Origin of the sequence: Snuella sedimenti (assembly GCF_016428595.1) — a bacterium.
GTDB classification, from domain to species: Bacteria; Bacteroidota; Bacteroidia; order Flavobacteriales; family Flavobacteriaceae; genus Snuella; species Snuella sedimenti.
Genome location: NZ_JAELVQ010000025.1, coordinates 1,948 through 17,488, shown reverse-complemented (window position 1 = coordinate 17,488; position 15,541 = coordinate 1,948). Strand labels below are relative to the sequence as shown.

The window sequence follows — 15,541 nt, the reverse complement described above, 5'->3', positions numbered from 1 at the left end:
AAACAGAAAAACAGTAATAGCTTGCAAATTATACCAATTTTTTAACCAATTGGAAAAAGTCAAGATGAGTTCATTCTATAATGTGCAAATTTTAAATTGAAATGGTTTTATATCGTAAACCGTTTATTTTTATTCATAATATATCGTAAATTTCATATTTAAAAATACGCATGGATTTACCTAATTTTAAAAAGCATTTAATTGAAAAAACGGGTCTTACAGTTGAAGCTTATATGCAAGTTGAACCGCATATTAAGGTGAGGCAAGTGGCCAAAGGAGAATTTTTGCTAAAGCAAGGTAGTGTGTGTGCACATTCTTTTTTTGTAGAGGAAGGCTTGTTGCGATTTTATGCCTTAAATGAAGAAGGGAAAGAAAATATTTTGCAGTTTGCTACAGAGCATTGGATTGTAAGTGATCGCGGCAGTGTTTATTTTAAAGAACCTTCAACTTACTATATTGATGCGTTTGAGGATACCGTTGTGGTACTTATGGATGAAGCGTTTATTAGCGAGGTTTCTAAAATAAGTCTTGACTTTAGGCAGCGCAATGAACGCTTATTACAAAACCATATTCGTCATCTATATAAGCGTATAAGTTTGTTGTTGGGGGCATCGGCAAGGGTACGCTATTTGGATTTTATAAAAATGTATCCAGATATTATGCTACGTGTACCACAGTGGATGATAGCTTCGTACCTTGGCATTACACCAGAAAGTTTAAGTCGTGTCCGTAAAGCACTGGCAAAGGAAAACTTTAATCCTCATTAAGTTTTGGGATTTGTGGTGCCGTATAGAGCAAAAAGCCGTATTTTATGTGTTTAAATTTAAAGTTGAATTGGTGTTAGTCTATTCATGAGATATCATTTTTATATTTTATATATTATAATTTGTCAACTATCTGTAGCTCAACAGACCAGTACTGTTGATTTTAAGAAGGCAACTGTAAAAGTTAGTGTTTTGCCAGAAACCAGAACGGTAAATGGTTTCGTGGCGTATGATTTTGTAATGCTTAGGGACGCGGACTCTGTTTATATTGATGCCATTGATATGCAATTTGAACAGGTTTTACTGGGGAAATCGAAACTTCAATTTTATAATGATGGCAAAAAGTTATGGTTAAAGCAAGCATTAAAAAAAGATTCAACATATCATGTCTCTTTCAATTATAAAGCAGTTCCTAAAAAGGCCATGTATTTTATTGGATGGAACTCCGATGCGGATGTTGCTTCCCATATAGTTAAGAAACAAGTTTGGACCCAGGGTCAAGGCAAGTATACCAGTAATTGGTTGCCTAGTTTTGATGACATGAATGAAAAGGTTGAGTTCGATTTATCGATCACTTTTGATAAAAATTATGAGGTTATTGCCAATGGAAATTTAATAAACCAACAAATTAACGACTCTACGACTACTTGGCATTATGATATGCAAGAGCACATGTCCAGTTATCTTCTGGCATTGGCAATAGGTAAGTACGATAAATATTCGGCCGTTTCTAAAAGTGGCGTTCCATTAGAAATGTATTATTATCCGGAAGATTCTTTGAAAATGGAGCCTACTTATCGCTATACCAAGGACATATTTGATTTTTTGGAGGCTGAGATAGGGGTTCCATATCCCTGGCAAAATTATAAACAAGTACCGGTAAAAGATTTTTTGTATGCTGGTATGGAAAATACCAGTCTTACCATTTTTTCAGATGCCTTTGTGGTAGATTCCATTGGTTTTATAGATAAGAACTATGTTAATGTAAATGCTCATGAATTAGCCCATCAATGGTTTGGGAATTTGGTAACTGAAGTTTCTGGAACCCACCATTGGTTGCAAGAAGGTTTTGCAACTTATTATGCCTTATTGGCTGAGCGTAGTATCTTTGGTGATGATTATTACTATTGGCGTTTATACGAGTATGCACAAGAACTATTACAACAAGATAATAGTGGACAAAACACATCGTTGTTAGATCCTAAATCAAGCAGTACGACGTTTTACAAAAAAGGAGCTTGGGTATTACATATGTTGTGTGAACAAATAGGAGTCAAAGCGTTTAAATTGGCCGTGAGCAATTATTTGAAAACCCATAAGTTTAAAAATGTAGAAACCAGTGATTTTATAGAAGAAGTAGAGGCGGTTAGTGGGAATGATTTAAGTGAATTTGTGTCCATATGGCTTGAGTCTTTAGCCTTTCCTTACAACGATGCAATGGAAAGCCTCAAGAAATCACATTTTATCCAAGAGTACTTAATGGTTGATTGCGAAGTGTTAACTTCTAAATGTTATGATTATTTAACTTCTGATGTTTCCGATGAAGCAAAAGCTAAAATTATATTGCAACACCCTATTATAATTAAAAAAGAAGATTTTAATAACGGACTAAAAGTGCGTCAAGCCATTGCACAATCAGTAAGTGAAATTCCCTTAGAATTTAAGGCGGATTACGAATCTTTTTTGGAAGATAATTCGTATATTACTATAGAGGTAGCTTTAATTAATTTGTGGACTAATTTTCCAAAGGAGAGACGTCGTTATTTGAATATAACTAAGAATGTTTTAGGTTTTAACGATTATAATATTAGAATTTTGTGGTTAACGTTAGCCTTGCTTACAGAAGATTACCAAATGGAAAGGAAACAGGATTATTACAATACTTTAATCGATTATACTAGTCCGGAATATAGTTTTGAAATACGAAAGCATGCCTTTCAATATTTAAAATGGATTAATGCTTGTGATGATAGGTGCCATAAAAATCTAAATCAGGCAATGACACATCATGTGTGGCATTTTTCAAAGTTTGCAAAGCACTTGTTGAAAGAGGATCGTTAAAGTTTGTGTTATATACAGTTAAGAATGAAAGCATTGGTGATTTCTGGTGGCGGTAGTAAAGGCGCATTTGCAGGTGGTGTGGCTCAATACCTTATTGAAAATAAAAAACGTGATTACGATATTTTTATTGGAACTTCAACCGGTAGTTTATTAGTGTCTCATTTAGCATTAAAAAAAGTAAGTAAAATAAAGGCGGTATATACCAATGTTACACAAGATTCTATTTTTAGTAGTTGTCCGTTTTTAATTAAAAGAAAAAAGGGTATAGTAACTATAAAAATAAATCACTTTAATGTACTAAGGAATATTTTAAGAGGTAGTAAAACCTTTGGAGAAAGTTACCATTTAAAAGAGCTTATCAAGCAAACACTAACAGAAAAGGAGTTTGATATTTTAAAAGAGACCGGAAAGGACGTTGTTGTTACGGTTGCTAATTTGTCGCTAAATCAAGTCGAATACAAGTCAATTAAAGATTTTAATTATGAGGAATTTTGTGAATGGATTTGGGTTTCATGTAATTATACGCCCTTTATGACATTGGTTAAAAAAAATGGTTGTGAGTATGCCGATGGTGGTTTGGGGTCTATGGTGCCTATTGAGGAAGCAATAAAAAGAGGAGCAACCGGTATTGATGTTATCATTTTGCAAACAGAAGTATCCCAATTTAACAGGATGCCTTCTCTTAATGCCTTTTCGTTATTAACCAATATGTTTTCCTTTATGTTAGATAGAATAGAAGGACAAAACATTAGAATTGGAAAGTTCGTGGCATCCAATCAAAATGCCATTATTGATTTTTATTACACTCCAACGGTCTTAACAACAAACGCGTTGATTTTTAATAAAGAGAAAATGACCAAGTGGTGGCAAAGCGGGTTTGATTATGCTAAACATAAAAACACAAAAGTAAGTCCTTTAGAAGAAAAACAATGAAAGCACTAGTAATATCAGGAGGCGGTAGTAAAGGAGCCTATGCCGGAGGTGTAGCCCAGTATTTAATTCAAGAAGAAGGTAGGCAGTACGATATGTTTTTGGGGACATCAACCGGAAGCTTGTTGGTACCTCATTTGGCCATAGGGGACATTGATAAAATTTATAAAGTTTTCACTAATGTAAAACAAAGCAACATATTTAGTGTTAACCCTTTTGTACAGAGAAAAAAGGGGGACAGGGAGTATGTATCTATTAATTTTATCAATTCTTTATGGCAGTTTATTAAAATGAAACGCACTTTTGGAGAAAGCAAAGCTTTAAAGCGTTATTTAAAACGTCATTTCACCGAGGATGAATACAATAAAATTAAGGCAACTAAAGAGGATGTTGTGGTAACGGTTTCGAATTTGTCAAAAAACAGGGTAGAGTATAAGTCTATTAAGGATTGTTCATATGAAGAATTTTGTAATTGGATATGGATATCCTGTAACTATATTCCTTTTATGTCATTGGCCAAGATTGATGGATTTGAGTATGCCGATGGTGCGTTTACTTGTGTGGTTCCCATTCGAGAAGCCATACTTCGGGGGGCTACCGAAATAGATGCCATTATCTTGGAATCGGAGAATATGGAATACAATAAGGTGTTAGGTAAGAATCCGTTCTCCTTAATGCTTAATTTATTTGGGCATTTATTGGATCAAGTAGAGCGCAGTGATATCACTATTGGTAAGTTGGCAGCTAAAAATAAAGGGGTTACACTTAATCTGTATTATACGCCCTCAAAGCTTACCGAGAACTCTTTGATTTTTAGTAGAAAGCTAATGGTGTCCTGGTGGGAGCAAGGCTTTAATTATGCAAAGTCCAGATTTGCTAAATCAAAATCCAACAAATTAAAAGTAGGGTGATTTCTACCACAATTCGCTAACTTCTTCTTTAATATAAGATAGTGCGGCATCGCTGGGAGAACGGCGTTCCATCATTTCAGTCAAAACAACTTCGCGGAGTTTGTTTGCAGTGTCCGTTTTTTCAAGTAAACTTGCTTTTCTAATGAGTTGAATAGTTGCATTTTTTGCAGCATTAATGATGCTCCAGCATTTGTCGCTTATGTATATTTGCTGTGACAGATTGTGTTCGAATTCTTGTTCTATATTCTGAATGAGCAAGGATTCGTAGCTGTCTTTGTCCGAAGATATTGGAGCTACTCTGGTAAGTAATTGACTTGGCTTTATACGTTCTAAAAATAAGGCCATCCGTTCATAAGCTTGCAATCGAAGTGGAAGGGCGCTAACTTGTAAATCTTTTTTTAAAAGAAACCGTCTACGTCCATCTTCATTTTTGGTATGTTCCCTAAAAAAGTAATAGGCAATAAGTCCAGTTATCAATGCTGGAATTGCAAATAAAAATAGATCAATAACGCGTTCGGAATCCATAAGTTTAACTGTTTAACGGTTAAGTTTGTTGTAATGTCCGCCCAAATATACACATTCTTTTAAATCCTGCATACTTGTAAATGGAACAGGGGTTTTATTGTACATATAGGTTCTGGCTAACGCTTTGGATAGGTTATGGTCATCAACATTTATCTCAATATCCCGCATCTTAAACTGGCACGGATGTTCATAACCGGCAGAATGGGTGATTTCTATTAACTCTTTCCTAAAAGTTTTAAAATACTGTGCTAAGCGTACAGATTTCAATGTGGGATCAATACCATTTTGAAGCCACTTACTTTGCGTTGCAACCCCACTAGGGCAGCGATTGGTGTGGCATATCTGTGCTTGTATACAGCCAATGCTCATCATGGCTTCCCTAGCCACATTAATACAGTCGGCCCCCATGGCAAAAGCCATTGCTGCTTTGGCAGGAAATCCAAGTTTGCCGCTGCCAATAAATACGATGCGTTCTGTTAGGTCTTTGTTTTTAAAGAGCTTGTAAAGGTCGCTAAATCCATATACCCACGGAAGGGATACGTGATCGGCAAAGCTTGGCGGAGCGGCTCCAGTTCCGCCTTCACCTCCGTCAACAGTAATAAAATCGGGACCTTTATTAGTGCTTTTCATAATGTTCGCAAGTTCCTCCCATTGCTCTAGTTTCCCAATAGCAGCTTTAATACCTACGGGTAGCCCTGTTGCTTCAGCTATCGCTTCAATAAAATCTACCATTTCTGTAACGTTGGAAAAAGCACTGTGGTTTGGTGGTGACAATACATCCTTACCAACTTCAACACCACGAATATTAGCAATTTCCTTTGTTATTTTTGCCCCAGGAAGTACGCCTCCTTTGCCAGGTTTGGCACCTTGGGATAGCTTAATTTCAATAGCCCGAATAAACGGATTGGTTTCAACAAGTTTTACTAGTTTTTCCATAGAAAAGCTGCCATCATCATTGCGTACACCAAAATATCCGGTTCCAAAGTGAAAGACAACATCACCACCGTAACGATGGTATGGTGATAATCCTCCTTCACCAGTATTATGATAAGCATTTGCTATTTTCACCCCTTTGTTAAGAGATTCTATAGCCTTGGCCGATAAGGAACCAAAACTCATGGCAGAAACATTGATAACGGATGCAGGTCTATAAGGCTTTTCTCTTTTATTAAATGCTCCCATAACCTTAGCACAAGGTATAAAAGAATTATCTATGGCATTGGGATGATCCTCTTCAATTTTATAAGGTATCATGGCGTTGTTTATAAATATATGCTGATGTGCATAGATATCCCTGTCGGTGCCAAAACCTTCATAATTATTTTCTTTTTTTGCCGAGGCATATATCCATCCCCGTTCTATCCTGTTAAACGGTAACTCTTCCCTGTTATTGGCCACTAAATATTGTCTTAATTCCGGGCCAATTTTTTCTAGCATATACCGCAAGTGTCCTACAATAGGGTAATTGTGACTAATCGTGTGTTGTTTTTGAAAAAATATATCGCGTATTGCAATTATAAATAGAACGATTAATACCCAGCCCCACCAAGGAATACTGGAAAGAATGTTTAAAACGGTATCCATAAATGTAAATTCGGTTTTATCAAAAATAAGCAATATATACTATTTGATTGATCTTGGATTGCTTATTTGTTAACGACATAAAAAAGGAATGTTGTAAAAAATTATGCGCGATCAAATAGATTTAGAAACAGTTTAAAACAAAAAGAAGGCCAACTCAGTTTTACCATCGTCGGCCTTCAAATCATAATTGATTAATAGCATGATAAAACTAAGTTAAATATTAGGATGTGACTAGTTTATCAGGGGTAGTTTATAGGTAGTTTGAAAATAAAAACAAGCGAGTCAATTGGTTGCTTTTTAATTGATTAACTGTTTTTTGAGAGGAGTGGCAATTGTTAAAACTTCCTTTCTGCTATTAATACCCAGCTTTTCATATAGATTTTTAATATGAAACTTAACAGTATTAATTGAAATGTGTAAGGTTTCTGCAATTTCCTTATTACTCTTTCCTTCACCTATTAATTGTAGGATTTCATTTTCACGAAAACTCAGCAATGGATCTTCAAAATGATTTTTGTTTTCACTTTTCTCCTGTTTGAGTTCTTGGGAAAGTAATTCTAATTCTTGGATGTAGCCGTTTAGGGAATTCCGCATGGCTTCGTTTTCATGGCGTAATATTTTCATTCTGTAAATTACGGCATAGGATAATAGTAACATTTCTAAGTACCCAGCAATTTTTACATGGGATGCGTTAATATTTATAAAGGAAATACCATATAATTTTAAAAGATAAAAGTCTATTCCCAAAAGCAAAATAAAAACGTAGGCTATTACAAAAAGCTTGATAAACATATTTTTTTTAAATAATAACACGCCTTTTATCCAATAGATAGAAACCAACGAGAATGCCATGGTTTCTAAAACAATAAATAAATAAAAATTGGAAGTACCTATATAAGATAGTAATATGGCAATAAGGAGCATGGTATAGCCAAAAGTGAAGATTGCCAACTTGGATTTGTAATTTTTAATTTGCAAGTAGTTAGTCGCAAAGAGCGCTCCAAAAATTGCGGCCAAGGTATGATCTACAGCTAATAAAATATCTGAAACCTCTCTAGACATCCCTAGTAATTTAAAGATGCCGTCACTATAAACAAACGATATGGTTATGGCCACATGAAATAGGGCGTAGAATAAAAAAGTAGTATCTTTAAAATTTAGAAAGTAAAATAAATTTGTTATGGCAATAACCAAGGCAAAGCCATAATAAATACCGTTAAAGATATCTGTCTTCTTTTCTTCGAAATTAAATAGGGTGGTAGGTTTTATATTTAATGGTATATAGGCTTCTTTATCTGTATCAATTCTAACATAAACAGGCGAGGTGTTTTGTGTTCTAAATGTTATAAACTTTTCATGATCGGATATCTTTAATAAAGAATCTTCTTGGTAAGCTTTAACTTTTGTAATGTGCGAATTGGGAATTTGGACGGTGTAGTCGTTATGTTTTAAGTTGTTGATCTTTAACCAATATAAGCCATTGTTAAAACCATCATTTATGGTTGAAGTTAGTGGAGTAAATGTTGTAGCTGTAATGGTTTTATACGTATGGATTTTGTTAAGATCATGGTGTATAAAAACATCTTGAGAGATTCCGCTTAGGGAAATAAATAAGAAGCCTAAACAAAAATACTTGTTAAGTAGTTTTAGAAACATTGTAATTGAGGGATGGTTAATAGCTTAGGGATAAATATACTTAAAAAATGATAAACTTTAAAAGCTTATAATTGTTTATAATTATTCATAAATCCTTTTAATTAAAAGCACAACAATAGTTAATTTCACACCGTAAAATAATGTAGTTTGGAAAAATATTTAAGTCAGTTAAACGAAGCACAGTTGGCGCCTACTTTACAAAAAGATGGTCCAATGATAATCATTGCAGGAGCAGGATCGGGGAAAACACGTGTGCTAACCTATCGTATTGCTTATTTAATGCATCAAGGAGTCGACCCATTTAATATATTGTCATTAACATTTACTAACAAGGCAGCACGTGAAATGAAGGAACGTATTGCAACTATTGTTGGTAGTAGTGAAGCGAAGAATTTATGGATGGGGACTTTTCACTCTGTATTTGCCAAGATATTACGTGTAGAAGCCGATAAATTGGGCTTCCCAAGCAATTTTACAATATATGACACTCAGGATTCAGGGAGGCTTATCGCTTCAATCATTAAAGAGATGAATCTTGACAAGGATATTTACAAATATAAGCAGGTACAATCCAGAATTTCATCGTATAAAAATAGTTTAATAACTGTTCATGCTTATTTTAAGAACCCCGAACTTATTGAGGCCGATACCATGGCAAGGCGTCCACGAATGGGAGATATTTATAAGGCTTATGTGGACCGTTGTTTTAAAGCAGGAGCAATGGATTTTGATGACCTGTTATTGAAAACAAATGAATTGCTAACGCGATTCCCTGAAGTTTTAATGAAATATCAAAACCGCTTTAAGTATATTTTAGTAGATGAGTACCAAGATACAAACCATTCTCAATACTTGATTGTTAGGGCTTTATCCGATAAGTTTCAAAATATTTGTGTTGTGGGTGACGATGCGCAAAGTATCTATGCGTTTCGTGGGGCAAATATTAATAATATTTTAAACTTCCAAAAGGATTACGAAGGGGTTAATGTATATCGTTTAGAGCAAAATTACCGTTCTACGAAGAATATAGTAAATGCAGCCAATTCGATTATAGATAAGAACCAAACGAAGCTGGACAAGATCGTTTGGACAGCGAACGACGAGGGCGAAAAGATAATTGTCCATCGTTCTCTAACCGATGCCGATGAGGGACGCTATGTAGCCAGTACCATTTTTGAAACCAAAATGCAAAATCAGTTGCCTAACAGCGATTTTGCTATTTTATATAGAACCAATGCTCAATCTAGAGCAATAGAGGATGCCTTACGAAAACGCGAAATACCTTATAGAATCTATGGCGGTTTGTCGTTTTATCAGCGTAAGGAAATAAAAGATGTGTTATCGTATTTAAGGCTTATTATTAACCCGGCAGACGAGGAGGCTTTAAAACGTGTTATTAACTTTCCGCCTCGCGGTATTGGTCAAACCACTATGGATAAGCTTACCGTAGCTGCTAATAGCTATAAGCGTAGTATTTTTGAAGTTATTAAGAATATAGATAAAGCTAATGTTAAGGTAAATTCAGGAACAAAAACAAAATTGCAGGATTTTGCGACTATGATTGAAAGCTTTCAGGTTTTAAATCAAACAGCCGACGTTTTTGAATTGGCCGAGCATGTTACGAAATCCAGTGGTTTAATAAAAGAGTTTAATAAGGATACAACACCAGAGGGCGTTACCCGAATGGAAAATATTGAGGAACTCTTAAACGGTATGAAGGATTTTGTGGAAGGACAAAAAGAGCTAGCCGATTCCACAGGGTCTCTTGCAGAATTTTTGGAAGATGTTGCCTTGGCTACCGATTTGGATGCAGATAAAGGAGATGCCGACCATGTGGCTTTGATGACCATACACTTGGCTAAAGGTTTGGAGTTTCCTTATGTATATATAGTAGGCTTAGAGGAAGACTTGTTCCCTAGTGCTATGAGTATGAATATGCGAAGTGAGTTAGAAGAGGAGCGACGGTTGTTTTATGTAGCATTGACAAGGGCAGAAAAGCAAGCGTATTTAACCTATGCACTGTCCCGTTATCGATGGGGTAAATTAGTTGATTCTGATCCGAGTCGATTTATTGAGGAAATTGACGAGCAGTATTTGGAAGTTTTAACACCTAAGGAAGAGCTTAGAAGAAACCCCATGTTGGATGCCGATATTTTTGGAGACGTTCCGCCTACTAAAATACGATATAAGCCTGCAAAGCAGGCGGTAGTGAAAAAGAAAGGGCCAGCAAAGCAGGAAGCGACAAAATTTCAGGTTACAACACCTAAAAACTTAAAACCAGTATCTAAGTCAGGAAACAGTTCCGTTAGTTCATTTGATGGAAATTTGGCAGTTGGTAATAAAGTAAAGCATATTCGTTTTGGAACAGGAGAAGTTTTAAAAATAGAAGGCACTGGCGCAGATGTTAAAGCTGAGATCGATTTTCAGCATGGCGGTGTAAAAAAGCTACTATTACGATTCGCTAAACTGGAGGTGATAGGGTAGGTTTGTTTAAAGTTTAAAGTTGAAAGTGAAAAGTTTAAAGTTGAAGGTGAAAAGTTAGAAGATTTTAGCATCTTTTTTCTTGGGTCTTAGGTCTTAGGTAGTGGATTTTGGTGAAGTTGTTTTTGATATGATGGATATTATTAATAATCAATAGACAATAATCAATTGTAAATTAGAAGCTAGGAGTTGGAATATTAATTTGTGCAGGGTGTAACTATTAATTTTATTAATTAAACAGATAATAAAAAAGGCGATCGGAATATTTTCGATCGCCTTTTTTATGCTTATATGATTTATAAACTACTTCATTTTTATGACTATAAATTCGGTACGTCTGTTTAATTGGTGATTGCTTTCTTCGCAATTTACGCTACCGTCACATCCATTGGTTAATCGGCGTTCACCAAAGCCTTGGTGTTCTGTGATTCTTGCAGGATCGATACCTTTAGAAATTAAGTACTCGTAAGTTGAGTTTGCACGATCAATTGATAATTTGTCATTGTACGTTAAATCACCTCTCGAATCGGTATGCGACTCAATTCTAATAACCATTCCAGGGTATTCATTAAGCATTAAGTTAACAATCTTATCAAGTTCCAATGCAGCATCGGGACGGATGTTGTGCTTGTCGAAATCAAAGTAAATCGTATTTAATTCAGCTAATATTACAACATCTTGAACAGGGTTTAGTTCTAAGTTTTTAGTAATTGTTGTTACTTTAGTTTCAATGTTTTTAGTAGTGAACGATTCAGAGTCGTCTTCATACTTTTTCTGACTGGCAGTGATATTATAATCTACATCCCTGTCAATATTGATTTCGTAGTAACCTTCTTCATCGGTCTCCATATAAGCTATTTGCCTGTTGTTACCATCTAACAAGGTGATAATAGCATTGGCAATAGGCTTTTTGTTAATAGCATCGGTAACAACACCTTCAACATTTAAAAGCGGTACTCTGTTATAGGCATATATATCGTCGTCTCCCATACCACCACTACGGTTAGAGGCAATGTATCCAGTAAGCCCATCCTCTCCCATAAAGAAAGAGAAATCGTCTTTGCTGGAGTTTACGGGAACTCCTAAATTAATAACATCAATAATCTTATTGTCTTTATCGGCAACGGTCGCAAAAATATCCAACATACCAAGTCCAACGTGTCCATCGGAAGAGAAGAACAGGGTGCCTTCATTGTTTATAAAAGGCATGCCCTCGGCCCCAGGTGTGTTAATTACGTCACCCAAGTTCTCAGGTGTTCCTAAACTACCATCTTCATTGATGTCTACTGCGTAAATATCGGAACCTCCAAAACCACCAGGTCTGTCTGATGCAAAATAAAGTTTTTTACCATCACTACTTAATGCGGGGTGCTGCGTTGTGTATTCCGAATTGTTAATCGGTAAATCCTCAACATCTGTCCAAACGCTGTCCTTTAAAGTGGCTCGGTAAATTTTAATGTTATTGATGCCTTTTTTATCTTTTTCTTGTACGTTTTTAAAGAAGTCGTTTCTTGTAAAGTACATGGTTGTGCCATCTTTGGTAATGGCAACAGGGCCGTCGTGATAAATAGAATTTACATCGCCTTTTAATTTGGCTTTATGGTCTACGGGGTCTTTACTGCCTTTTTCGGTGACGTATACATCCAAAAATGGTTGTTCGTTCCAGCCATAAAGACGTTTTACGGAAACGCCTTCGTCCCGTGTAGAGGCAAAATAGACTTTGCCATTGTGTTCGTAAGCTCCAAAATCACTTAGCTTGGAGTTGAAGTTCACTTTAGATAGAAAATATTGCTGTTTGGCATTAAAGATACTGGTGATAAAGTTGCCGTCCTTACCAAAATTTTTGGTAGAGGTAACTCCTCCGGAATCCTTATAACGGCGCATCCATTCCCTAGAGCCTTTATAATCTTCTACACCTCGTAATGCTTGCGCATAGTTATAATAATACTCAATAGGTACATTGTCTTGCTTTACCGCTTTTTTATAATACTTAGCAGCATTTTTCACGTCTCTTAATAAGGCATAACAATCGGCTAAACGTCTTACAGCGTAATCTTCGTTATACTTATTCTCAATAAGCTCTTTATATACCTCGGCAGCTTTTACAAAAGAAAACTTGTTGAATAAGGTATCTGCTTTTTTCTGTTTTCCGTATTGCGCAGAGGCAGTAAAACTCACCATCAATACGATACAAACTAATATGTAATTTTTTATTTTCATGGGTGACTTTTTTTATTAGAAATATCTAGGTGATTTTAATTTATTGCTTATAAACTTAAACTCGTACATCAATAACACTTCGTGTGTGCCGTTGGTATAGTTGTTTATGTCTGATAGTGGCTTTTCGTATGCATAGCCAACACGTAACTGTCGTGATACTTGAAAATCGACAATACCGCCAAAAGCTCCGGTAGATTCGTTTATTCTATAAGAAGCGCCCAACCAGATCTTTTCATTAAATAAGAAATTAGCTGTAATATCATACGATATGGGGGCGCCGTTGGTGGCCTTAATTAAATAGGCTGGTTTAAATTTAACCATCTTACTTAGGTTAAATACATAACCACCAGTAAAGTAATAGCTCAAGCGTTCTAAGGCTTCAAATTCATCATCTGTACTACGGTTTGTATTTAAAACGCGTGGCGCAGATAAGCCAAGATACCATTTGTCGGTGTGCCAAAACATACCCAACCCAATATTAGGTGTCCACCTGTCTTCAATGCCATAGATAAGATCATCGTTGACAATAGCAGGATCCATACGAAAGTCAGAGTCCAAACTGTATTGCGTAAAACCGGCTTTTAAACCAAATGCTAATTTTCCAGTAGTACCGGTAGGGATGGAGTATGAAAAATCACCATATAGATAGGAGAAGTTCTCAGGTCCCAAATCGTCTTGTATAAACGATAAACCCAAACCAATACGGTCATTTCTAAGCGGTGTGTGAATGGACAATGTTTGTGTTATTGGGCCACCATCGAAGCCAACCCATTGGCTTCGGTGCAATCCAACAATACTAAGTGCTTCACGACTTCCTGCATAGGCAGGGTTCACAGAAATGGTATTGTACATGTACTGTGTAAATTGCGGTAACTGTTGCGCAACGCCCACTGTACAACTAAACAACGCAATTGCGATTATATAATGTTTAATAAGTTTCATAGGTTAAAGTTTTTATTTGGTTCCTACGTAAACTGGTCCAGTAAATGGAGCCAATCCACTATCTTTTAATGTTATGATGTAATAATATGTCCCGTTTGGTACCGTGCTGGCACTACCTATAGCTGATTTGTGGGCTTGACCTCTCCATTCTCCCTTGTTTTCTCCAACTGTATAGCTACTGTCTTCAAAAATAAGCGCTCCCCATCTATTAAAGATTTTAACACCAATAGTGAAGTTACAGTCAGCTGTTATTCCTGTAATGTCAAAGCTTTCATTGTAAGAATCACCGTTAGGTGTTACCGCTTTGGAGATTACAACATCTCCAGAGGTACATGGATAGATAATACAATCATCATTAATGTTAATAGTTACTTCAGTCGTTTCTAAACAACCCGTATCGCTTGTATAGGTATAGCTAAATACATAGTCGCCATACTGATCTTCCAGATTACTTGGGTCAAAATTACTGCCATCTAAATTAGGGGTAGTAACACCTGAAACAAATGTCCAATTTGAACCTTCATTGGTGTTATCTACATAATCGTTTAGATCAATAATACCATCATCATAACACCTTTCATCAGAAGCTTGGGTTACAAATTCATCAACAGTAACTGTTACTACCTGTTCGAAAACAGCAACATTTTCACATGCATCTTTTACTTCCCATTTTCTAATGATTTCATAATCCTCAGATGTGTTTGTGGTATATGAGGTTGTTTCAGTAAAGTTAACGGTAACATTTGTTGAACAATTATCAATAAAGCTTGGTTCTGGTGCATCTGGTATATCCGCACAACTTGCAGTTACTTCTGTTGAAAAGTTAGTTACCAATTCAGGAGCTTTATCATCAACAATCGTGATAATCTGTACATGGGAGGTGATATTGTCACATCCATCATTCAAGGACCAAGTACGTGTGATAACCGATTCATTGGCACAGTTACCGGTGGCAACGGCATCGGTATAAGTGGCATCCAGCCCAGACGAACAGTTGTCCATTTCGTCGGTTACATCACCGGTAAGTGTTAAATCGGTGGCATCGTCCTCACAGTTGATGGTTACATCGGCAGGAGCTGTAAACTCGGGCTTCGTAATATCTTGTACGGTAATGGTCTGTACATGCGTTGTGGTGTTGTTACAGTCATCAGTCAATGACCACGTACGCGTGATAACCGATTCATTGGCACAGTTACCGGCGGCAACGGCATCGGTATAAGTGGCATCCAACCCAGACGAACAGTTATCGGACTCATCGGTTACATCACCGGTAAGTGTTAAATCGGTGGCATCGTCCTCACAGTTGATGGTTACATCGGCAGGAGCTGTAAACTCGGGCTTCGTAATATCTTGTACGGTAATGGTCTGTACATGCTAATGTGCATGTACCAGAAATTGACTACTGACATTGTTGTGGTGTTGCGTACATGTCTGGTAATGGCATGTTCTATAATGCTTCGGGCTCAA

General features: G+C 36.2%; 11 protein-coding genes. 5 read left to right on the top strand and 6 right to left on the bottom strand.

What is annotated here, in order from left to right:
• Positions 1-170 precede the first annotated feature (170 nt).
• The 4 genes from JF259_RS14895 to JF259_RS14880 all read left to right on the top strand — a co-directional run bounded on the left by JF259_RS14895 (position 171) and on the right by JF259_RS14880 (position 4,666).
• Complete coding sequence (locus tag JF259_RS14895) at positions 171-767, top strand: Crp/Fnr family transcriptional regulator (RefSeq protein WP_199116429.1); 597 nt, start codon at positions 171-173, stop codon at positions 765-767.
• An 84-nt stretch (positions 768-851) separates the two neighbouring features.
• The gene (locus JF259_RS14890) at positions 852-2,825 is read left to right on the top strand and encodes a M1 family metallopeptidase (RefSeq protein WP_199116427.1); all 1,974 of its coding nucleotides are present in this window, start codon (positions 852-854) and stop codon (positions 2,823-2,825) included.
• 24 nt (positions 2,826-2,849) lie between these two features.
• The gene (locus JF259_RS14885; RefSeq protein WP_199116426.1) at positions 2,850-3,758 is read left to right on the top strand and encodes a patatin-like phospholipase family protein; all 909 of its coding nucleotides are present in this window, start codon (positions 2,850-2,852) and stop codon (positions 3,756-3,758) included.
• Positions 3,755-4,666 carry a patatin-like phospholipase family protein gene (locus JF259_RS14880; RefSeq protein ID WP_199116424.1) on the top strand — a complete coding sequence of 304 codons (912 nt, stop codon included), beginning with the start codon at positions 3,755-3,757 and terminating at the stop codon, positions 4,664-4,666. The genes JF259_RS14885 and JF259_RS14880 overlap by 4 nt, the downstream gene beginning before the upstream one ends.
• 3 nt (positions 4,667-4,669) lie before the next feature.
• Here JF259_RS14880 and JF259_RS14875 read toward each other — a convergent pair whose 3' ends face one another.
• From JF259_RS14875 to JF259_RS14865, 3 genes are all read right to left on the bottom strand, one after another.
• Entirely contained in the window at positions 4,670-5,191 is a 522-nt protein-coding gene (locus tag JF259_RS14875) for a DUF7935 family protein (RefSeq protein ID WP_199116422.1), read from the bottom strand.
• Positions 5,192-5,203: 12 nt separating this feature from the next.
• A complete protein-coding gene (locus tag JF259_RS14870; protein WP_199116420.1) occupies positions 5,204-6,775 on the bottom strand; it encodes an FMN-binding glutamate synthase family protein in 1,572 nt (523 codons plus the stop codon).
• 297 nt (positions 6,776-7,072) lie between these two features.
• Positions 7,073-8,431, bottom strand: coding sequence for a LuxR C-terminal-related transcriptional regulator (locus tag JF259_RS14865; RefSeq protein ID WP_199116418.1), 1,359 nt, complete (start codon positions 8,429-8,431; stop codon positions 7,073-7,075).
• A gap of 147 nt (positions 8,432-8,578) precedes the next feature.
• Between JF259_RS14865 and JF259_RS14860 the strand changes: the two genes are divergently transcribed.
• Positions 8,579-10,915 (top strand): ATP-dependent helicase, encoded by a 2,337-nt coding sequence (locus JF259_RS14860; RefSeq protein ID WP_199116416.1) that lies wholly within the window; start codon positions 8,579-8,581, stop codon positions 10,913-10,915.
• 300 nt (positions 10,916-11,215) lie between these two features.
• Here the strand turns inward: JF259_RS14860 and JF259_RS14855 are convergent, their stop codons facing one another.
• Genes JF259_RS14855 through JF259_RS14845 form a run of 3 tightly spaced genes read right to left on the bottom strand, consistent with a single transcriptional unit; the run spans position 11,216 to position 15,421 of the window.
• The gene (locus JF259_RS14855; RefSeq protein WP_233164319.1) at positions 11,216-13,132 is read right to left on the bottom strand and encodes an OmpA family protein; all 1,917 of its coding nucleotides are present in this window, start codon (positions 13,130-13,132) and stop codon (positions 11,216-11,218) included.
• Positions 13,133-13,147: 15 nt separating this feature from the next.
• Complete coding sequence (locus JF259_RS14850) at positions 13,148-14,074, bottom strand: PorP/SprF family type IX secretion system membrane protein (protein WP_199116414.1); 927 nt, start codon at positions 14,072-14,074, stop codon at positions 13,148-13,150.
• Positions 14,075-14,086: 12 nt separating this feature from the next.
• Positions 14,087-15,421, bottom strand: a complete 1,335-nt coding sequence (locus tag JF259_RS14845) for a T9SS type B sorting domain-containing protein (RefSeq protein ID WP_449618958.1) — start codon at positions 15,419-15,421, stop codon at positions 14,087-14,089.
• Positions 15,422-15,541 lie beyond the last annotated feature (120 nt).

What these genes read in the sequence shown, in the direction of transcription:
- JF259_RS14870 (WP_199116420.1), bottom strand. Translation starts at nt 6,775, where the DNA reads ATGGATACCGTTTTAAACATTCTTTCCAGTATTCCTTGGTGGGGCTGG.
- JF259_RS14890 (WP_199116427.1), top strand. Translation starts at nt 852, where the DNA reads ATGAGATATCATTTTTATATTTTATATATTATAATTTGTCAACTATCT.
- JF259_RS14885 (WP_199116426.1), top strand. Translation starts at nt 2,850, where the DNA reads ATGAAAGCATTGGTGATTTCTGGTGGCGGTAGTAAAGGCGCATTTGCA.
- JF259_RS14855 (WP_233164319.1), bottom strand. Translation starts at nt 13,132, where the DNA reads ATGAAAATAAAAAATTACATATTAGTTTGTATCGTATTGATGGTGAGT.
- JF259_RS14895 (WP_199116429.1), top strand. Translation starts at nt 171, where the DNA reads ATGGATTTACCTAATTTTAAAAAGCATTTAATTGAAAAAACGGGTCTT.
- JF259_RS14865 (WP_199116418.1), bottom strand. Translation starts at nt 8,431, where the DNA reads ATGTTTCTAAAACTACTTAACAAGTATTTTTGTTTAGGCTTCTTATTT.
- JF259_RS14850 (WP_199116414.1), bottom strand. Translation starts at nt 14,074, where the DNA reads ATGAAACTTATTAAACATTATATAATCGCAATTGCGTTGTTTAGTTGT.
- JF259_RS14880 (WP_199116424.1), top strand. Translation starts at nt 3,755, where the DNA reads ATGAAAGCACTAGTAATATCAGGAGGCGGTAGTAAAGGAGCCTATGCC.
- JF259_RS14875 (WP_199116422.1), bottom strand. Translation starts at nt 5,191, where the DNA reads ATGGATTCCGAACGCGTTATTGATCTATTTTTATTTGCAATTCCAGCA.